15 protein-coding genes and 1 riboswitch are annotated in these 21,178 nt (G+C 44.2%); of the genes, 1 reads left to right on the top strand and 14 read right to left on the bottom strand.

Annotated features, from left to right (window positions below; all coding sequences use genetic code 11):
* Positions 1-15: 15 nt before the first annotated feature.
* The 14 genes from D5F11_RS02610 to D5F11_RS02545 all read right to left on the bottom strand — a co-directional run bounded on the left by D5F11_RS02610 (position 16) and on the right by D5F11_RS02545 (position 18,838).
* Entirely contained in the window at positions 16-1,611 is a 1,596-nt protein-coding gene (locus D5F11_RS02610; RefSeq protein ID WP_120114852.1) for a CTP synthase, read from the bottom strand.
* A gap of 266 nt (positions 1,612-1,877) precedes the next feature.
* A complete protein-coding gene (rpoE, locus tag D5F11_RS02605) occupies positions 1,878-2,420 on the bottom strand; it encodes a DNA-directed RNA polymerase subunit delta (RefSeq protein WP_244862145.1) in 543 nt (180 codons plus the stop codon).
* A gap of 674 nt (positions 2,421-3,094) precedes the next feature.
* Positions 3,095-3,274 (bottom strand): hypothetical protein, encoded by a 180-nt coding sequence (locus D5F11_RS02600; RefSeq protein ID WP_120114853.1) that lies wholly within the window; start codon positions 3,272-3,274, stop codon positions 3,095-3,097.
* An 86-nt stretch (positions 3,275-3,360) separates the two neighbouring features.
* Positions 3,361-6,615, bottom strand: coding sequence for a fused isobutyryl-CoA mutase/GTPase IcmF (gene icmF, locus D5F11_RS02595; protein ID WP_120114854.1), 3,255 nt, complete (start codon positions 6,613-6,615; stop codon positions 3,361-3,363).
* A 4-nt stretch (positions 6,616-6,619) separates the two neighbouring features.
* On the bottom strand, positions 6,620-7,267 hold the full coding sequence (locus D5F11_RS02590) for a TetR/AcrR family transcriptional regulator (RefSeq protein ID WP_120114855.1): 648 nt from the start codon (positions 7,265-7,267) through the stop codon (positions 6,620-6,622).
* Positions 7,268-7,967: 700 nt separating this feature from the next.
* The gene (locus D5F11_RS02585; protein ID WP_120114856.1) at positions 7,968-9,104 is read right to left on the bottom strand and encodes an acyl-CoA dehydrogenase; all 1,137 of its coding nucleotides are present in this window, start codon (positions 9,102-9,104) and stop codon (positions 7,968-7,970) included.
* A 26-nt stretch (positions 9,105-9,130) separates the two neighbouring features.
* On the bottom strand, positions 9,131-10,267 hold the full coding sequence (locus D5F11_RS02580) for an acyl-CoA dehydrogenase (RefSeq protein WP_120114857.1): 1,137 nt from the start codon (positions 10,265-10,267) through the stop codon (positions 9,131-9,133).
* Positions 10,268-10,303: 36 nt separating this feature from the next.
* Entirely contained in the window at positions 10,304-11,167 is an 864-nt protein-coding gene (locus D5F11_RS02575; protein WP_120114858.1) for a 3-hydroxybutyryl-CoA dehydrogenase, read from the bottom strand.
* Positions 11,168-11,184: 17 nt separating this feature from the next.
* Positions 11,185-12,375: an acetyl-CoA C-acetyltransferase gene (locus tag D5F11_RS02570; protein ID WP_120114859.1), complete on the bottom strand. Its 1,191-nt coding sequence runs from the start codon at positions 12,373-12,375 to the stop codon at positions 11,185-11,187.
* 380 nt (positions 12,376-12,755) lie between these two features.
* Positions 12,756-14,870 (bottom strand): (Fe-S)-binding protein, encoded by a 2,115-nt coding sequence (locus D5F11_RS02565; protein ID WP_120114860.1) that lies wholly within the window; start codon positions 14,868-14,870, stop codon positions 12,756-12,758.
* 216 nt (positions 14,871-15,086) lie between these two features.
* The gene (locus tag D5F11_RS02560; RefSeq protein ID WP_120114861.1) at positions 15,087-15,446 is read right to left on the bottom strand and encodes a hypothetical protein; all 360 of its coding nucleotides are present in this window, start codon (positions 15,444-15,446) and stop codon (positions 15,087-15,089) included.
* A gap of 60 nt (positions 15,447-15,506) precedes the next feature.
* Positions 15,507-16,847: an ABC transporter ATP-binding protein gene (locus D5F11_RS02555; protein WP_120114862.1), complete on the bottom strand. Its 1,341-nt coding sequence runs from the start codon at positions 16,845-16,847 to the stop codon at positions 15,507-15,509.
* Between the two features lies 1 nt (position 16,848).
* Entirely contained in the window at positions 16,849-17,907 is a 1,059-nt protein-coding gene (locus D5F11_RS02550) for a FecCD family ABC transporter permease (RefSeq protein ID WP_120114863.1), read from the bottom strand.
* Positions 17,870-18,838, bottom strand: a complete 969-nt coding sequence (locus tag D5F11_RS02545) for an ABC transporter substrate-binding protein (protein WP_120114864.1) — start codon at positions 18,836-18,838, stop codon at positions 17,870-17,872. Before D5F11_RS02545 ends, D5F11_RS02550 begins: the two co-directional genes overlap by 38 nt.
* Before the next feature lie 123 nt (positions 18,839-18,961).
* Positions 18,962-19,155: riboswitch (cobalamin riboswitch) on the bottom strand.
* Between the two features lie 117 nt (positions 19,156-19,272).
* On the opposite strand from D5F11_RS02545, the gene cls reads away from it, so the two are divergent.
* Positions 19,273-20,475, top strand: a complete 1,203-nt coding sequence (gene cls / locus D5F11_RS02540; RefSeq protein WP_120114865.1) for a cardiolipin synthase — start codon at positions 19,273-19,275, stop codon at positions 20,473-20,475.
* The last annotated feature ends 703 nt before the right edge of the window (positions 20,476-21,178 follow it).

The raw sequence follows: 21,178 nt of genomic DNA, 5'->3' as shown, positions 1-21,178 counted from the left end.
GAAAAGGTATTAGTCCTATTTTCCCAATGCAGCTCCGATAAATCCTTTAAAAAGCGGCTGCGGTTTTGTTGGACGGGATGTAAATTCAGGATGGAACTGGCTACCAATAAACCATGGGTGGTCAGTTATTTCTACAATCTCTACCAACTGTCCATCAGGACTTGTCCCAGAGAATACAAATCCAGCCTCTTCCATTTGCTGGCGATATTCATTATTGAACTCATAACGATGACGATGGCGCTCGCTCACTATTTCTTCCTGATACATTTCATGAGCTTTTGTTCCCGGCTTAAGCTTGCAAGGATAAAGACCTAAGCGCAGTGTTCCTCCCAAGTCGATCAGTTGTTCCTGTTCCGGAAGAAGGTCAATAATAGGATGATCTGTTGCGGGATTGATTTCAGATGAATGGGCTGTTTCAATTCCGAGCACATTTCGCGCATACTCGATGGAAGCCAATTGCATCCCTAGGCAGATTCCCAAAAATGGCACTTTGTTTTCCCTGGCATATTTGATTGCGGAAAGCTTACCGTCAATACCTCGGTCTCCAAACCCGCCTGGCACAAGGATTCCATCACAGTCAGACAGCAATTCTGCTGCATTTTCTGATGTCACAAGCTCCGCGTTAAGCCATTTGACTTCAACATCTGAATCAAAGGCATAACCTGCGTGTTTCAATGCCTCCACTACTGAGATATAGGCATCTGGTAGTTCCACATACTTTCCAACTAAGGCTATTTTAGTTGTTTTAGACAGGGTTTGGACCTTTTCTACCAAGGTTCTCCAATCTGTCATATCCGCCTCGTGGCAAACAAGCTTTAAATGATCACAGACGATTTGATCCAAATGCTGCTCTTGAAGAGATAGTGGAACAGAGTACAATGTACTTGCATCCAAGCATTCAATGACAGCATTTTTTTCGATATCACAGAATAAGGCTATTTTGTCTTTCATATCTTGAGAAATCGGCATTTCTGTGCGAACGACGATAACATTTGGTTGGATTCCCAGGCTTCTAAGCTCTTTTACACTATGTTGTGTCGGCTTTGTTTTCATTTCACCAGCAGCTTTAATATACGGTACAAGGGTACAGTGGATATACATGACATTATCACGACCCACGTCATTTTTCATTTGCCTGATAGCTTCAAGGAAAGGAAGTGACTCTATATCGCCAACGGTACCGCCGATTTCTGTAATGACGACATCAGCATCAGTTTTTTCCGCTGCACGGTAAATGCGATCCTTGATTTGATTTGTAATATGGGGAATGACCTGGACAGTGCCCCCATTATAATCGCCTCGACGCTCTTTTCTGATGACTTCCGAATATATTTTTCCTGTAGTAATATTGCTGAACTTATTAAGGTTGATGTCGATGAAACGTTCGTAGTGGCCAAGGTCTAAATCGGTTTCAGCACCATCCTCCGTTACAAACACTTCACCATGCTGATACGGGCTCATTGTTCCTGGATCCACGTTAAGATAGGGATCGAACTTTTGAATAGTCACATTCAAGCCGCGGTTTTTAAGTAATCGTCCAAGTGATGCGGCAGTTATACCTTTCCCAAGTGAGGAAACTACACCACCGGTTACAAAAATATATTTTGACACAATTTTTCCTCCTTCATCCTGTCCCTATATTTCCACATCTTTGAACCGGATAACCAAAAAAAGCAAAAATGCAAGCGCCCGTTCAGCCTGAAAAAGCTAGATAGCCTCAGCCACGGTACGCCGCTTATCATTCATGGTATCCATCATGTCAAAAACATAAAAAAACGCCCCGCTACAAAAGTAAGGGAGCGTTGAGTATTGTGAGTCAGTCCTTTTTCAAGGAGCCCAAGTAAAATTCTACATACTGGGAGATAAGAAGTCAAGAACTATTCTTCCTCTTCTTCCTCTTCTTCCAGATCTAAATCATCATCATCATCATCCAAGTCATAGTCGTCATCATCAAGCAGTTCCTCATCTTCATCTTCAAAATCAGCTTCTTCTTCACGAAGGGCTTCAAGGCTCTCATCTTCTTCTATGTCATCATCTAAATCATCATCAAAATCTACTTCGTCATCCTCGATATCAAGCAGCAGGTCTTCTTCCTCCAATGCAGCTTTCGATTTTTTCTTTTTCTTCTTCGTCGGTATTGGAGCAATGACTTCTTCGTCTACTTGATCAAACGGATACCATTCACGCAGCCCCCACTGGTTTTCTCCCAATGCTAGGAAACTGCCATCGACATTCAAGTCGGTATAAAATTGAAGCATTCTTGAACGCAGCTCTTCTTCGGGCAACTCCAAAAAATTTCCAATCTCTGCTGTAAGCTCCTGAAATGGCATTCCCTGCTTTTTTTCTTCCAATATGCTTTGCGCAATTTCAATAAAAGACATCTCTTTACGCTCATCCATAGATAATTGCTCAAGTTTCAATCCCTGCACAACCTTTCCGCCTATTGATAAAAGGCCAGCCCGTTGCCTTTAATGCTAAAATATAGATACTCAACATTATAAACAAATATCTTTCCAATATGCTACCTTTTTATTCATTAATTTTTCATTTGGATATTTGATGCACTCGTTGGCAGAATAAAAGCGCTAGCGCCTGTTCATCTACGTACAGACTGAGGTGAAATGCGAAAACGCCTTGATTAGCCCCGACAAGCATAAGACAATTCCCAAGGAGGCGTTCCTCAGCCACCACTTATGACCCCAAGAGGCTAAGCGTTGTAGCTGGACAGTGCCTTCGACGAGATAGAGGAAAAGGAAGTACTAGAGTGCTTGCTTTTCGGCTCAAGCATCGACATCCTATCACTTCGCCTGCACAAGCACCTCCCTGTACGTCGCATTCAGAAAACACGGCGACACAGGCCGTCTCAAGTCGCACATCCTTTAGCTTCAACAGGAGTTGCTAGTCGATAGACGCTGGAACAAGACGTAACATAATGCGATAAAATATTACAACAAAAAAAGCCCAAACACAAACACATTTAGGCTTCTATAAACATGATAGTCTTACGAAGGTCCTTTTAATTTTTCCACCTATCAGTTCCACGAAGCATGATCATCATGAAAAGGTATAGCCACTCATGCTGTGGTATCCATCTCTACTTAGGCGGCCGCCCCTCCGTCCGATTATTATCAGAACTGAGAGTAAGGCGATAACCAAGGTAAAATAATACGACTGAGGTAACTAGAAACGGAATCGCTCCAAGACCGCTTTGGTACAGAAAATAACTGATTGCCGCAGCAAGGAAAAAGCCTATGATCTTGAGCCCGAATTTCATGCACCCACATCCAGTCATATATAAGATTTATTACTTATTTTATCCAGACAGAGAATAAAAATCCAGGATAGGTGGATGTGTTTTTCTCACATATTGCGTCTATACTGTCCCCCCACCTCATATAAGGCATGGGTAATCTGTCCAAGACTTGCTGTTTTGGTTGTCTCCATCAACTCTGCAAAGATATTTCCTCCGCTGATGGCAACCTTTTTCAATCGTTTTAACGCTTCTTCGCCTTCATCTAGATGTTTTTCCTGGAAATCGTGAAGGTTTCGGATCTGCGTTTCTTTTTCCGCTGTTGTTGCTCGTGCCAATTCGATATTGTCCAGTTCCTCTTCGGAAGGGGGATTCGGATTCAGATACGTATTCACCCCGATAATCGGCAGTTTTCCGGAATGCTTAAGCGTTTCATAATACATGGACTCTTCCTGTATTTTCCCACGCTGATACTGAGTCTCCATGGAGCCGAGCACTCCCCCTCGATCATTTAGTCTTTCAAACTCCTTGAGCACGGCGTCCTCAACGAGGTCAGTGAGCTCTTCCACAATAAATGAACCTTGTAGAGGATTTTCATTTTTTGAAAGACCGTGTTCCTTTGTGATAATCATCTGAATGGCCATTGCCCTTCTGACCGATTCTTCCGTTGGTGTCGTGATAGCTTCATCATACGCATTCGTATGAAGTGAGTTACAATTATCCTGTAAGGCCATCAACGCCTGGAGTGTCGTCCGGATATCATTGAAATCAATTTCTTGTGCGTGAAGAGATCTACCTGACGTTTGAATGTGATATTTCAACTTCTGGCTCCGTTCATTTGCGCCATACTTCTCCTGCATGACAATTGCCCAAATCCTCCTGGCCACCCGGCCAATGACCGTATACTCTGGATCAAGCCCATTTGAAAAAAAGAACGACAGATTCGGTGCGAAATCATCGATGTCCATTCCCCGGCTTAAATAGTATTCAACATACGTAAATCCGTTAGCCAGGGTAAAAGCCAATTGTGAAATAGGATTGGCGCCTGCTTCAGCAATATGGTACCCAGAAATCGATACCGAGTAATAGTTTCTTATCTGATGGTCAATGAAATACTGCTGAATGTCACCCATCATCCTTAAGGCAAACTCAGTTGAAAAAATGCATGTATTCTGACCTTGGTCTTCTTTTAAAATATCAGCCTGAACTGTCCCCCTAACTGTTTTCAATGTATGCTTCTTCACTTCTTCATATTCAATTTCAGTCAATTCACGTCCTAGCTCCGCCCGTTTTTTCTTTACTTGCTGCTCAATGGCCGTATTCATGAACATCGCCAGGATGATCGGAGCGGGACCGTTAATCGTCATCGAAACAGAGGTGGATGGGGCACAAAGATCAAAACCGTCATACAGTTTGTTCATATCATCAAGTGTGCAGATGCTAACACCGCTTTCCCCCACTTTTCCATATATATCCGGACGGTAATCAGGATCCTCTCCATACAATGTAACTGAGTCAAAAGCAGTACTTAGCCGTTTAGCCTCATCATCTTTCGATAAATAATGGAATCGGCGATTCGTTCTTTCAGGCGTCCCCTCTCCAGCAAACTGTCGTTTCGGATCCTCCCCCTGTCTTTTAAAAGGAAACACACCCGCTGTATAAGGGTAGGATCCCGGAGCGTTCTCCTTATATATCCAATTTAAAACTTCTCCATAATCTTTATAGGAAGGAAGAGCTACTTTCGGGATGGAAAGTCCTGATAAGCTTTTTGTCTTTAGTTCTGTTACAATTTCTTTGCCTCTTATTCTTGTGACAAATCGATCCTCTGCGTAAGATTTTTTCGTTTCCTCCCAACCCTCCAATACTTTCTTCGAATAGGGAGTGAGCTTTTCTTCCGTTTCTTTTTTTAGTTCCTCGAGGGTCGTCAATATAGCCTCGTGTTCCCCTCTATTTTTTACCGCTTTAATTGTTCCTTCAATTTGAAAGAGCTGCCTTGCGACTTGGACCTGCTCCTCTGCCTGCTTATGATACCTTCTGACAGTATCGGCAATTTCGCGCAAATAATGCTGACGTGAAGCCGGTATAATCACACTCTGCTTTCCTTCTCCTGCATCTTTAGAAAAAGAAACACTCCAGTTCGTACCGCATTTTTCATTCAACAGATCAATCAGGGCCGCAAATAAGGTATTCGTTCCAGGATCGTTGAACTGGCTGGCGATCGTTCCGTACACCGGCATTTTTTCCAAATCCTTATCAAAGAGCATATGGCTTCTTTGATATTGCTTCCTGACCTGATCCCTTGCATCCTCGGATCCTTTTTTCTCAAACTTGTTGATAGCGATAATATCAGCAAAATCAATCATATCGATTTTTTCCAATTGCGTGGGAGCGCCAAACTCGCTTGTCATTACATACATGGAAACATCGCTTACTTCCCTTATTTCGGCATCGCCCTGGCCGATTCCGCTTGTTTCAACAATCACAAGGTCAACACCCATTGCTTTTACGATTTGGATGGCATCTTGGATAGCTTCAGAAAGCTCATTTCTTGAGCCTCGGGTTGCTAGACTTCTCATATACACACGCGGTGAAAAAATGGCATTCATCCGGATCCTATCTCCCAATAACGCTCCGCCTGTCTTTTGCTTGGTCGGATCCACTGATAATACTGCCACTTTTTTTTCCGGAATTTCATGGATAAACCGGCGAATCAGTTCATCAGTTAACGAACTCTTACCCGCACCGCCTGTTCCTGTGATTCCCAAAACCGGTACCTTTTTATTCATTTCCTGAATTTCGGCAAAAACCTTCGAATATTTTTTATTGTCCCTTTCTCCTGCCCGGTTTTCAGCCAATGAGATCAATTTAGCGGCAGCTGAACTGCTGCCTTCTTTTAATCTCTCAACTTCTGCGCTGATAGAATCACCAACAGTTGAAAAATCGCATTCCTCCAGCATCAGGTTGATCATGCCTTGCAGGCCAAGAGTCCGCCCATCCTCAGGAGAAAAAATACGAGCAATCCCGTATTGATGGAGTTCCTTAATTTCACGGGGAATGATTACCCCACCGCCTCCCCCCAAAATGCGTATATTTGCCGCTCCCTTTTCCTTCAACAAATCATGCATGTATTTAAAATATTCTACGTGTCCTCCTTGATAAGAGGAAATGGCAATCCCCTGCACATCCTCCTGAATTGCCGCATTGACCACTTCCTCCACCGATCGGTTATGTCCAAGATGAATCACTTCTGCTCCGCTGGCTTGCAATATTCTTCGCATAATATTGATGGAAGCGTCATGCCCGTCAAACAGACTGGAAGCTGTTATAAATCGGACATGGTGTTTGGGCGTGTAGATTTCATTCACTTTTTCATCCTCCTACTTCCATTTGTCTCTTAAAGCCTTTGATTCCTGAAAAAAGCAAATCGGTCTGGAGGCAAATATAATCATCAATTGAGCATGTTTTTTGCAGAGCCCATCTCCGGAATCCCCACATTTGTCCTTGTACAAAAATATTATGCGCTAATAGCTGCTGATGCTCGTTGCTGATATCGAGCTCTCCATTTTCCACACAGCGACTAATCAATTTTTCAAACATACCGACCATTTCCAATTCTTTCCTTAACACATAAGGTAAGGCTTCATTGGATAAAACCTTTGCTTCCTGATACATAACAAGTACTTCATCCTGCATCTCATCAATGATTCTGAAATAATGATCAATTCCTAGCTTCAAGCTTTCTAACGTCCCTCTTTCAAGATCCATGCTGCTCAGCCTGTTCCTGACCTGCTCATAAATGCTATCGCATACTAGGAAAAGCACATCCTCTTTTGTCCTGATATATTCATATAAAGTACCGATGCTAAAACCAGCAGCTCGCGCAATTTCCCTTGTAGTCGTCCGATGGAAACCTTTCTCTTTAAAAAGGGACACCGCTCCGCGGATCATTTGATTCCTGCGTTTTTCCACAAGTTGTTCGTCTTTGACTGATGCCTGAATCTCCCTTTTAACGGTCAATATGATTCACCTTCTTTCTATTGTCCAGTACTAGTTCTAAAACCGTGTCACTATCTGCTTTTCTATTGGCCAGCTCCGACGGATAGGACGTCCTAGTGCCACCGAAGCCACAGGATGTGGCGACTTGAGGCGACCGACGCACAGGAATGTGCTAGTGCAGGCGAAGCGACAGGACGTTGCTGCTTGAGCCTGCCGACGCACAGGGATGTGCTAGTGCAGGCGAAGCGACAGGACGTCGCTGCTTGAGCCTGCCGAGTGCCATCGGCTCGAGGTCATAAGTCAATCGCCGCTGAAGGCAAACTACGCCTTCTTTAGCGCTCGCCTTATGCTTTGTCGCCGATAATCAGGCACTCTCGCACTTCATTTTTCCTTTATCTCGTCGAAGACGCTCTTGTCTAGTTGCAGACGGCAGGGGCTCGAGGTCGCTTCGGTCAATCCTATGAAGTCAAAGAACGACTTCACTGGATTGCCCTCCAGCGCTTGTCGCCCCTAAACGGCCGTCTTCCACATTTCAGCTCAGTCTGTACGTCGCTAAACGTCGCCCTACGCTTTTCTATTGGCCAGCTCCGGGCTCCAGCAACTAGCAGACTTCCCGCCCCCTCCTACGATAAGTCAACATCGGCTCCTTCGTCGCCGTGTTTCCTTTATCTCGTCGAAGACGCTCCAGTCTGTACGTCGCTAAACGTCGCCCTACGCTTTTCTAATTCGTTAACATTCTGGAAATGACAAGCCTTTGGATTTCCTGCGTTCCTTCATATATTTGAGTGATTTTGGCATCGCGCATATATCGTTCAACCGGATAGTCCTTCGTATATCCGTAGCCGCCAAATATCTGTACTGCTTCGGTTGTCACTTTCATCGCTGTATCTCCAGCCATCAACTTAGACATGGCCGACTCTTTCCCATATGGAAGACCTTCCGACTCAAGCCACGCCGCTTGATAGGTTAATAGTCTTGATGCTTCGATACTTGTTGCCATATCTGCCAATTTAAAGGAGATAGCCTGATTGTCAACGATTGGCCTTCCAAATTGCTTACGTTCCTTCGCGTACTCGACAGCAGCATCTAAAGCTCCCTGGGCGATTCCGACTGCTTGCGCCGCAATTCCATTTCGGCCACCGTCAAGGGTCATCATGGCAATTTTAAAGCCCTGTCCTTCCTCTCCTAGTACATTTTCCGCCGGGACTTTACAGTCTTCAAAAATGATTTCTGTTGTGGGAGAGGACCGGATTCCCAGTTTCTTCTCTTTTTTTCCGACAGAAAACCCTTCGAAGTCTTTCTCAATGATAAAAGCTGTAGAGCTCCGTTTATCCTCCGGATCCAACAGGGCAAAAACAATATAAATATCAGCGATCCCGCCATTTGTTATAAAAATCTTGGAGCCGTTCAAAACATAATGGTCCCCTTCCCGCTTGGCCGTTGTCCTCATACCGCTTGCATCTGATCCGGAACCAGGCTCCGTCAGGCCGTAAGCCCCCATCTTTTTGCCTTCTGCCATCGGCTTCAGATATTTCTGCTTCTGCTCCTCTGTGCCAAATTTATAAACTGGCCAGCCTGCAAGGGATGTATGGGCAGAAAGCGTTACTCCAGTAGATGCACAGACGCGGGACAATTCTTCGATGGCAATGCAATACGCCAAATAATCACTGCCGATACCGCCATATTTTTCCGGCCATGGGATACCCGTCAATCCCAGCCCGGCCATTTTTTGAAAAATATCCACGTCAAAGCGTTCTTCTTCATCACGCTCCGCTGCGGTCGGCTCCACTTCGTTTTTCGCAAAGTCACGCACCATTTTTCTGATCATTTCATGTTCTTCACTTAATTTAAAATTCATCGAGACTCCTCCTCAACCTGTTCTCTCTATTTCAACAATTGCTTACTGATGACAACCCTTTGGATTTCACTTGTTCCTTCATATATTTCCGTTACCTTGGCATCTCTGAAATAGCGTTCAACTGGATAATCCTTCGTGTATCCGTATCCTCCGAATATTTGAATTGCCTCTGTAGCATTTTCCATCGCAGTCCTTGAAGCAAACAGCTTAGCCATCGATACTTCCTTTACACATTGGGCCCCCGTTGCACAAAGGGCAGCCGCACGATATAGCAATAATCTGGCGCTTTCTACAGCGGTTCCCATGTCAGCGAGTTTAAAAGCCACGGCCTGTAGTTCAGCAATCGGCTTGCCGAACTGCTTGCGTTCCTTTGCATAATCGACTGCGGCTTCAAAAGCGGCTTCAGCAATACCAAGGGCCTGTGCAGCAATCCCGATCCGGCCAATATTCAGATTAGCCATTGCAATTTTGAAGCCTTTTCCTTCTTCTCCTAGCAGGTTTTTTGCAGGGACTTTCATGTCATCAAAGGTGAGAGAAACCGTTCTCGATCCGTCTAGTCCCATCTTCTTTTCGTCTCTTCCAATGAGAAGTCCCGGAGTGTCCTTTTGAACAATGAAGGCAGAGATTCCACGGCTTCCTTTAGTTGGATCAGTCACAGCAAAAACAATATAAATATCGGCTTCTCCACCGTTCGTGATGAATATTTTGGAGCCATTGATCACATAAAACTCCCCTCTTTTGACTGCTCTGGATTTGATGGCTCCCGCATCCGAGCCTGCCCCAGGCTCCGTAAGACAAAACGCTGCCAATGATTTTCCTTCCGCAAGCTTCGGAACAAATGTCTGTTTCTGCTCTTCCGTCCCGAACTGGAGAATCGGGTTCGTCCCGACGGAAGTGTGGACGGACAAAATGACTCCCACCGTCGCACTTACTTTTGAAAGTTCATGGATCGCAATGATATAGGAGGTGAAGTCCATCCCCGCTCCGCCGTATTGTTCCGGAGTGGTGATTCCCATTAGGCCCAGCTTTCCCATTTTCTCGATGATATCCCTAGGAAACTCCCCGGCTGACATTCTTTCAATATTCGGCTTAATGTCGGTTTCAGCAAATCTGCGTACCATTTCTCTCATCATCAACTGTTCTTCAGTAAATTGAAGGTTCATCGCTGCCTCCTTCATTCCTCGACGTTTTTTAGTTGATTATTTGTCCTTCGATGGATATACATAAAACCCTCGACCTGATTTTTTCCCAAGCCAGCCTGCTTTTACATATTTTCGTAATAGAGGACAAGGCCTGTATTTATCGTCCCCAAAGCCTTCATGAAGTGTCTCCATAATATAAAGGCACGTGTCGAGCCCGATAAAATCAGCAAGGGTCAACGGTCCCATTGGGTGATTCATCCCAAGCTTCATCACTTCATCAATCGCTTCTTTTGTTGCAACTCCTTCATATAATGTGTAGACTGCCTCATTGATCATAGGCATGAGAACCCGGTTTGACACAAATCCTGGAAAATCATTCACTTCTACAGGTACTTTTTTCAAACGTTCTGTCATTGCTTCCACGGCTTCATACACTTCCCCCTCTGTTGCAAGCCCCCTGATAATTTCCACTAGTTTCATAACGGGAACCGGGTTCATGAAATGCATGCCTATCACCTTTTCCGGACGCTTTGTAGCTGCTGCAATCTCTGTGATGGGCAGAGAAGAAGTATTGGTGGCTAAGATGGCATGGGCCGGTGCATATTGATCCAGCTCCTCGAAAATCTGCATTTTTATCTTTAAGTTTTCAACAGCCGCCTCGATCACGATATCCGCATTCTTGGCATCTTTTAAATCAATTGATTTAATAAACCTTGCAAGAATACGCTCTTTTTCATCTGAGCTAATCCTTTCTTTCTGAACCTGTCTTTCCAAATTTTTAGCAATAACTCCCAGCCCTTTTTCAACGATGTCTTCTTTCATATCGTTTAAATAAACCTGATAGCCTGCTTGTGCACAAACTTGTGCAATTCCTGCTCCCATCTGGCCAGCACCGACAACCATTACTTTTTCAATTTGCATTTATTGTTCCCTCCCCGTCAATCATTTCTCGGAACTTCAATCATCACTGCATCGCCCTGGCCCCCGCCCGAGCATATAGAAGCAATTCCGATCCCTCCTCCTCGACGCCTTAACTCATAAGCGAGCGTCAGAATAATCCTGGCACCGCTGGCACCAATAGGATGTCCAAGCGCTACGGCTCCTCCGTTTACATTCACTCTTTGAGGGTCAAGTCCAGCAATTTTGCTGCTCACCAACGCAACAGCAGCAAAAGCTTCGTTAATTTCAAAAAGGTCAATTTCTTCTGCTGTTTTCCCACACTTTTTTAACAGTTCATTGATAACAAGACCAGGGGTTTCGGGAAAATCCTTTGCCTCAACTGCAACCTCCGCATGACCGACAATGAACCCAAGGGGATTTCTTCCTTCGTGATTTGCTCGTTCTTCGCTCATTAACACGAGAGCCGCTGAACCATCGTTCACCCCCGGAGCATTACCAGCGGTGATCGTTCCATCCGGCCCGAAAGCAGGTTTAAGCTGAGCTAATTTTTTTATCGATGTATCGCTCCGCGGTCCCTCGTCCTGGTCCACAACAAGCGGATCTCCTTTTCGCTGCGGGATTTTCACTGGAATGATCTCCTCTGCAAAAACTCCTTTATCTCTTGCCTGGATAGCCAGTTCATGGCTTCTAAGTGCCCAGTTATCCTGAGCTTCTCTCGTAACCTCATATCGTAGTGCACTATTATTTCCGTATGTCCCCATATGGAAACCTGAAAAAGAGCAGGTCAGGCCATCATGAATCATCAGGTCGATTACCGATGCATCTCCCATCTTGTAGCCCCACCTGGCTTTCGGCAATATATAAGGGGCATTGGACATCGATTCCATGCCACCGGCCACAATGACTTCCTCATCACCTGCCCGGATAATCTGATCTGCCAATGTGACAGCCCTCATTCCTGAAGCACAAACCTTATTCACAGTCTCCGTCTTCACTTCCCAAGGGATTTCTGCCTTCCTTGCCGCTTGCCTTGATGGAATTTGCCCTTGACCTCCTTGTAAAACTGTACCAAGAATTACTTCCTGAACTTCCTCCGGCCTTACTTCGGATCTGACCAACGCTTCTTTTACAGCGATTCCGCCAAGGTCAGATGCAGTCAATGAACTCAAGCTGCTGCCAAATTTTCCAAAGGGGGTTCTTGCACCTTCAAGAATTGCTGTTCTAGTCATTCTTTCATCTCCCTTTTAATCTATTAGAATTACACAGATGCCCTTTAACGATGTACAAACAGGACAGAAATGCGAATACATCTTAGTTAGCTCGGGAAAATGGGGCATTCCCCAAGAAACAGTACTTCAACAACTACCGGTAATCGGATTAATCATTGCGGGGCTAAGCGTCGAAGCTGATGTTATCCTCTAATACCACTTCTCCGATAAAGATAGAAAAAAGTGGAGCCTTTTCGAAAATAAGAGGGTAATGTTTGCCAGTCGCTGGACTCTGAAGCTGATACTTTCCCCCCTTTACATATAAAACGCTTTCAAAAAGACGACTGAACGCTCACTCGATTAATTTTTTTAGAAGGAGGTGCTCCTGTTAAAAGAAGCACCTACGAAGCTTTAACCGTTCCCGACTCTCCAAATACGGCCTTTTCCAAAAGCTCTGCTACATCATATGTTTTTACTGTATCCTCCACTTCTTTTGCCTTAGTGCCGTCTGACAGCATCGTCAGGCAGTATGGGCATCCGGAACTGATAACGGAAGGATTGACAGCAAGTGCCTGCTCAGTTCTGGCAACGTTAATGCGCTGTCCTGTATCTTCCTCCATCCACATCAATCCACCGCCGGCTCCGCAGCACATGCCGTTTTCACGGTTTCTTTCGATTTCCACAAGAGTGACACCTGGAATCGATTTGAGAATTTCCCTTGGAGGATCATAGACGTCATTATAGCGTCCAAGATAACAGGAATCGTGAAAAGTGATTTTTTCATTTACTTCATATTTTGGCTTTAAGCGTCCTTCTTTCACCAACTGATCAAGCAGTTCGGTATGATGATAAATTTGGGCTTCCAATCCAAAATCAGGATACTCATTTTTAAATATATTATATGCATGAGGGTCAATTGTCACAATTTTTTTAACGTTATTTTTCTCAAATTCTTTAATATTAGCAGCAGCCAGCTCTTGAAATAAAAATTCATTACCGAGACGCCGTGGCGTATCGCCAGAGTTTTTCTCCTTGTTTCCAAGGATAGCAAATTTCACTCCGGCTTCATTCAACAGTTTCACAAACGACAAGGCGATCTTCTGGCTGCGATTGTCAAACGCACCCATTGAACCCACCCAAAGCAGATATTCGAATTCTTCTCCGACTTTCTTCAGCTCTTTGACGGTTGGCACCTGCACATCTTCCCGAAGCTCACGCCAGTTCTCTTTTTCTTTCCGATTCAGCCCCCAAGGGTTGCCCTGCCTTTCGATATTTTGCATGGCCCGCTGTGCATCTGGATTCATTTTACCTTCCGTTAGAACAAGATAGCGGCGCATGTCGATAATATGACTCACATGCTTGTTCATGACCGGGCATTGGTCTTCACAATTCCGGCATGTTGTACAAGCCCATAATTCCTCTTCCGTGATGATATCGCCAATCATACTCGGCTGGTAATCTAATGATGCAGCTACTTCGGATGCACCTTCTCCTATGCCAGCCTTTGCAATTTGATTGCCAAGCGTGTTCGCGAAAGCATAAGTCGGAACCCATGGCTGCTTTCTCGTTACAGCAGCCCCGTAATTCGTTAAATGGTCTCTGAGTTTGATCATGATATCCATCGGGGACAGCATTTTTCCCGTACCTGTCGCTGGACACATATTCGTACATCGACCACATTCCACGCAAGCATAAAGATCCACGAGCTGAAGGTCTGTGAACTCATTGATTTTTCCCACACCGAAAGTTTCTGCTGTTTCATCCTCGAAATCAATCGGTTTCAGCTTTTTACCTCCATCCATCGGCTCCAAATAAACATTTGCTGGACCTGCAATCAAATGAGCGTGCTTTGATTGCGGCACATAAACAAGGAAAGCAAGTAAAATCAGGAGATGAATCCACCAAGCGATATAAAATATACCCCCCGAAGCAAACGGACTCATCCAACTGAATACGGTTGCAATTCCAGAAGCCACAGGCTCAGTCCATGTCAGCGCCTCTTCTTGCCAAACAAGCGCCATTCCATTCCCAAGCAAAACGGACAGCATGAGTCCCCCGATAAAAAGAAGGACAAGCCCTGCATAGAAACCACGTTTTAGCCTCACTAACTTTTCAATATACCGCCTATAAAATGCCCATACTACTGCGACCAATATAATGAGCGTCACGATTTCCTGGAAGAATTTAAATCCAGGATAGATAGGACCGAGTGGAAGATGAGAACCCGGAACGAGTCCTTTCCAAATGAAATCGATTGCACCAAATTGCACGAGAATAAATCCATAGAAAAACATGACATGGATGATTCCGCTCTTTTTATCTTTTAGCAGTTTTTTTTGTCCGAAAACAAATGTCCAAATATTTTTCAGCCGCTCTTTGACGTCATTATCAAATTCAGCCTTTTTTCCAAGTTTAATAAACTTGATGCGTGTCATGACTACATAGACAAAAAGAGAAATACCGTATGCAGTGACAAGCAGAAACGCTATCCAGTTCAACCACAGCAAAGCATGCATATGAAGTAACCGCTCCCTTCCGAATGTTTACACATCAAATGATTTTTCTGAAAGTTATTAACTCTATTATATAATGAATGAGCATTCAGTCAAGATGAAAAATGAAAAAGCTGCCCCCATTGTAATCATTAGGGACAGCTAAAAGGAAATATTTAATATGCAGGTATATCATTTGGAGTTTACATTGATGAGAGAATCTTCCGAGGCTATTTGCATTTACTTCATTCCAATTAAATTTTTGAGGCGGTGAATATCCGATTCATTTGTCCATGTCCGATTTTCTAAAAGTTCAACTTTTGCTTCCAGCTCGCCCTGCTTTGACTCGGATGAATCCAATCTTTTATTCAAGTCATCAAATCTTTTGAACGTTGCTAGCTTGAACCCATCCAAATCAGCCTTAATTTCCTGCTGGCCATGGATTAATGCCCCAAGCAATTCACTGTGTTCACCAAGTTTCTGGCTGTGCTCATCCAGTTTTCTGCCTTGTTCATCAAGCTTCTGGCTGTGCTCGTCCAACTTTTCACTGTGACCACCGAGAATTTCCAAAATCAAATCTAACTTTTCATGAACATCCAAATCTTTTCCCCTCCTTTCTTTAATTTTATTCTATCATACACACCCGATAAAAAAACCGCATTAATTCGACAAGCTTGATTTGATACTATTGCATAGTTTTTCCGAGCAATCCTGCATCCCTTTCAGGATAGTTTGTCCCAGTTTGGAAGAGGGTCTTCCCGTTGTTAAGTTTTCACCCTTTTGCGTTGCAGCCACCACAATGCCATCTTCCCAGCCATTTGGGCGGAGCTTTTCTTTCAAAGCGGTTTGCTTCCCTTCTAAAGCAGACGCCAGTGACTCAATCAACGTATTTTCACTAACCTGCCCATTGATAAAAAGCCAAGTATGAAAATAATTCAGGTGACAATCTGCAGTCAATATGATTAATATGGAAAATCCTTCTTCATCATATGCAGCATACTGTGTGTATATCTGATCAGCTGAATGGGTCTGCATCTCAACAGTTTTTTCATTTTTTTCTATGAATAACCTGCCTTTACTAATGACGAATTTTTCCTTCCACCCCAGACCAGATCCTCGTGAAGCAGACGCTATTGTTTTTAGTGGGATGGGCGAATGAAACATGACACCTTCATCATTTCTAGATAAATAATTTTCATCCAAGGTTGTCCTCTCACCCCACTCTGGCTCTGGTATGAGTACCATATTGGGCTTCGGTACCTCCGGGTGCGGGTGATTTTCCAGCACTGTTTTATAAACCTGCTGTATCAATGTTTCATTCAGAACGTCTTCTGGTGTGCCAAGACAAACGACTTCCCCTTCATTTAAAAGAAGCAGACGGTCGCAATAAAGACTGGCTAGATTAAGATCATGAAAAACCGTAACAACTGTAAGTCCTCTTTGCCTGGTCCACCTTTTCAATTGATCAAGCAAACCCTTTTGGTGGGACAGATCCAGATGATTTGTCGGTTCGTCAAGTAAGAGTATGTCCGGTTCTTGTGCAAGTGCCTGAGCCAGAAAGGCCCTTTGCCGCTCGCCTCCGGAAAGCTCTTGCAATGATACCCCCTGAAATTCCTTGATCTTTGTCAAAGTCATTACTTCTTGGACAACTGCCTCATCTTTCGGGCTCCATGTTTGAAACAAACCTCTCTGATGAGCATACCTTCCCAGTTCAACTGTTTCTTTAACAGTGAACGGGAAGACTTCACTTGTGACTTGCGGCAATACGGCTAACAGCCTTGCTAGCTTTTTCGAAGAATATTGTTGAAGAGAACGGCCATCAATCATTATTTCCCCATGTTTAATTGAAAGAACCCTGCTTATCATTTTAAGCAGAGTCGACTTTCCGCTTCCATTCGGCCCAAGAATTCCAAACATTTCTCCTCGGCTTACAGAAAAAGATACATTTCTTAAAATATTTACATCCGAATAGCCACCAGAAAGATTTTTTACTTGAAGCATGTCACCCACTTCTTTCCATTCGTCTTCTCAACAAAATAAAAGCAAATACAGGAGCTCCTATCAATGCAGTGATAACACCAATAGGAATTTCTGCCGGTTCAATGACACTCCTCGCAGCCAAATCGGCCAAAATTAGGAATCCTGCACCGATTAACATGGAGAGCGGGAAAAGGTGCTTATGATCCGGTCCCCATAATATTCTAGTCAAATGCGGGATGACTAGCCCCACAAAACCGATTGCACCCGAAACAGCTACTGCAGCTCCGGTGATCATGGAGCTGGCCGCAAGGACAGCAAATTTCCTGGCAGGTACATTAACACCAAGATATTGGGCACGCTCTTCCCCAAAGGCTATGGCATTCAGCTCTCTTGCATTCAATAAAAGCACAGCGCTCCCTACAATCAGGAATGGCAAAATAATTTGCACATAGCTCCAGCCTCTCATTGAGACACTTCCCAGCAGCCAACCAATGATTTGCCTAAGTTCCTCCCCGGACAATGCAATCATCAAGGAGATGAGGGCTCCTAGAAATGAACTGAAAATAATGCCCGTTAGAATGATTGTTTCCACTTTCATGGATCTGTCAATACTTTTGGCAAAAAAAAGCACAATCACAATGGTGATGAATGCTGAAGCGATACTTAGAAGAGGCAGGGTATATATTCCCACCAATGGCAAGGAGATTCGGTAAAACAAAGTGACAACCGCTCCGACAGAAGCACCTGAAGAAACACCCAGCGTATACGGATCAGCAAGTGGATTACGTAGCAGTCCTTGAAAAGCCGCGCCTGCAATTGCAAGTGACGCACCAACAAGACCTGCCAGCACTACGCGAGGAAGGCGAATATTCATAACAATATTGGCATACATCGGATCAGTTTGTTTCTCGTTTAAAACTGGCAGAACCTGCCCAAACATTATATTTACAATATCTCCTACGGGGACTCTCACAGATCCTATCGAAATACCAGCAAGAATGGCGGCAACCATAAAAATGATTGCCGCAGAATATGCTGTAATGTTACTTGCCGAAAACTTCCGGATAAACAGCTTTTGCAAGCTCCTCTACTCCTTCAACGATCCGCGGGCCAGAACGGCTTACAAGACTTTCGTCCACCATGTAGACCTTCTTGTCTTTGATTGCTGTAATGTCTTGCCATCCTTTGCGATCAAGTACTTGGTCCACCGCATTCTCTACATTATTATAGTTCACGATGATCACATCGGGATTTGCTTTAATGATCGCTTCTTCGTTCATCATTGGCCAGCCCTCTTCTTGAACAGCATTCTTTGCGTTGATCGTTTTCAGCATTTGGTCCATAAATGTATTTTTTCCAGCTGCATAGATTTCAGGCGCCGGAGAAATCTCTACAAACACTGATTTTTGATCTTCTTCCTTGATTTCAACCGCTTTCTTTTCAATCTCGTCCAGTTTTTCTTTCATCACATCGGTGACATTCGAAGCTTCTTCCGTATGTCCAGTCGCTTTGGCAATAAAATCAACAGTATCATACACTTCATCAAAACTTTCGGCATTGTGAACAACAAGAACTGGTATCCCGCTATCCTCCAATTGTTTTATCCCCGAATCCCACATATCTCCGGCTGAAGCGTGTGCCAAAACAAGATCCGGCTTCAAAGAAATGATCTTTTCAATGTTTAATTCAAGCCCTGCCACCTTCTCTTTGTCTTTTACATCTTCAGGGTAATTATCATGCTCAGAAACACCTACAACTTCACTTCCTGCACCGAGAGCAAAAAGAATTTCAGTGTTGCTTGGAATCAGCGAAATAATTTTTTCCGGCTTCTTATCAATGGTTACTTCTTTATCTACCGCATCTTTCAGCGTTACCGGAAAACTGTCCTCTGAAGCTTGCTCGGTTTTGGGTTCAGTATTTTCTTTCCCTTTATTGGCTTCTTCCTGGTCGCCACAGGCTGTCAAAAACCCTATCAGCAATAATGCCATTAACAATGAATAAATCTTTTTCATACAGTAAATCCTCCTATATAAAAAATAAAAAACATCCCCGTGCGCAGGAGATGAGTATGTATAAGGACATGAATACCAAACAGACATTGCCAGCTGTTTGTCACCTCTCCCATCCGCGCAGGTTTTTGGTGTTTGGATTCGGCAGGTCTCCTGGCTCATGTTCATCGTATCCTACCCCTTCCCATGCATCAAAAACACAGTGGTTTAAGTAGAAGACTCCCATTTACAGTGGCGGGACCGCGTTGGAATTTCACCAACTTCCCTTTTCAGCTTTCATGCTTACAGCACGGAAAGCAACCGCATCCAGCTTTATAATTTTTTAGATTAAATGTAATTATACATGATTTATTCCGTTTTCACAGCTTTTTCACCATTGTTTTGGGGAATACTAATCAAGTGTTCTTCTTTAATTTAGTTTCGGGGAGGGGATTCCATTGAAGTGGTTGATCGGGTCCATCATTTTAATAGTTGTAGTATTGATTGCCGCTTCTGTGGATTTTTTTATAGGCAGGTATGTTCATGAAAAAAAAACAAGGCACAGTAGCTATCCTGTTAGAAATGGACATCTGCAATTAATCACAAGCGGCCCTGACCTTTTCTCTAATTACTTTGATGATCTCTACAAGGCGGAATCGAGTATCCATGTGCTCTTTTATATTGTAAAAAATGACCGCTTCAGCGAACTGTTTTTTGAAATATTGATCGATCAAGCCCGAAAAGGGATCAAGGTACGGCTTCTGCTTGACTGGTTTGGAAGCAGGGAGGTTTCAAAAAAACTTATTAAAAAGGCCCGCTCTGCCGGAGTTGAAGTCACATTTTGCCACCGCCCTCGCTTACCCTTTTTCTTTTTCTCCCTCCAACAACGAAATCATCGAAAAGTGACCATCATCGATGGAAAAATCGGTTATGTAGGCGGATTTAATGTGGGAAAAGAGTATATTGATCTGGATCCTGTTCTTTCACCTTGGCGTGACTATCACCTCAGGATCAAAGGAGAAGGTATATCTGATCTGCAGTCAGAATTTCTGATGGACTGGGAGCAGGCAACAGGTAACAGTCATTTGGAGGACCACTCTCTTTTTCCTCCTTTAGAGAAAGGGCCGATGCCTCACCGTTTTTTTCCAACACGGGGAATCAACGCGGAAGAAGAAATCCTGCGTCTTATTAACCAAGCGGAAAAGAGGATTTTTATCGGTACCCCCTACTTCATTCCTCCTGAAAAACTGGTGGAAGGACTCATGCAGGCAATTCAAAGAGGCATCTCCGTATCAATTCTTGTCCCGAACAAATCGGACCATCCGATTGTAAAGGAGGCTTCGCTGCACTACTTGCGGAAACTTCTTGGAGCCGGAGGGACTGTCTATCAATATGAGGACGGTTTTTTTCATGCGAAAGTCATTTTAATAGACGGACGGATTTGCGATATCGGAACAGCCAACTTTGATTACAGAAGCTTTAAACTGAATTACGAAATCAATTGTTTCATTTACAATCAAGATTTCATTGAGGAAACTGAAAGAATCGTTCAGGAGGATATAAATCTTTCCAGCAAGTTGTCTGTAGAAGATCTTGCTGATCCGCCTTTTTCTTTTCGCTTGAAAGGATGGGCCGGAATGCTGCTGAAAAGCTTTTTATAAAGAAAAGGGTAAGGCGCGCATTCTTAAGGCGACAAGCACTACACAAATTGCGAGGAGGCTGCTTCTCAGTCACCACAGAAGAGCAGCAGATTTTCATCACATCGTGTGAAGCATCTCTGAGAATGCTTCATGGAGCTTTGCTATGATGTTCCAATTACTTCCTCAAATAAGCTTTGCCGCAGGAGCACATTCTACTTTGAATATGCCTCCTTGCTGGCTAGATCCTTCCGCCGATGGCGCCTGGCCGACTTAAAGCGTAGCGTTCTGAGCCTGCGACGCACAGGGATGTGCTAGTGCAGGCGAAGCGGCAGGATGTCGCTGCTTTGAGCCTGTCGACGGAAAAGATGTCCTAGTGCCACCGAAGCCACAGGATGTGGCGCGACTTGAGGAGGTCGAGTGTCATCGGCTCGAGGTCATAAGCCAATCGCTGCCGCAGGAAAACTACGCCTTCTTCAGTGCTCGTCTTATGCTTTGTTGCCGATAATCAGGCACTCTCGCACTTCATTTTTCCTTTATCTCGTCAGGAGGCGTCCAGTCTGTACGCCGCTTAACTCGCCCTACGCTTTTCTATTGTCCAGCTTCGGGCTCCAGCGACTAGCAGACTTCCTTCTCCTTCCTACGATAAGTCAACATCGGCTCGCCTTTGGCTTCACCGTGTTTCCTTTATCTCGTCAGGAGGCGTCCAGTCTGTACGCCGCTTAAC

The organism is Siminovitchia terrae (genome assembly GCF_003605405.2).
Lineage (GTDB): Bacteria > Bacillota > Bacilli > Bacillales > Bacillaceae_C > Siminovitchia > Siminovitchia terrae.
This window is presented reverse-complemented; position numbering and strand designations above follow the sequence as displayed.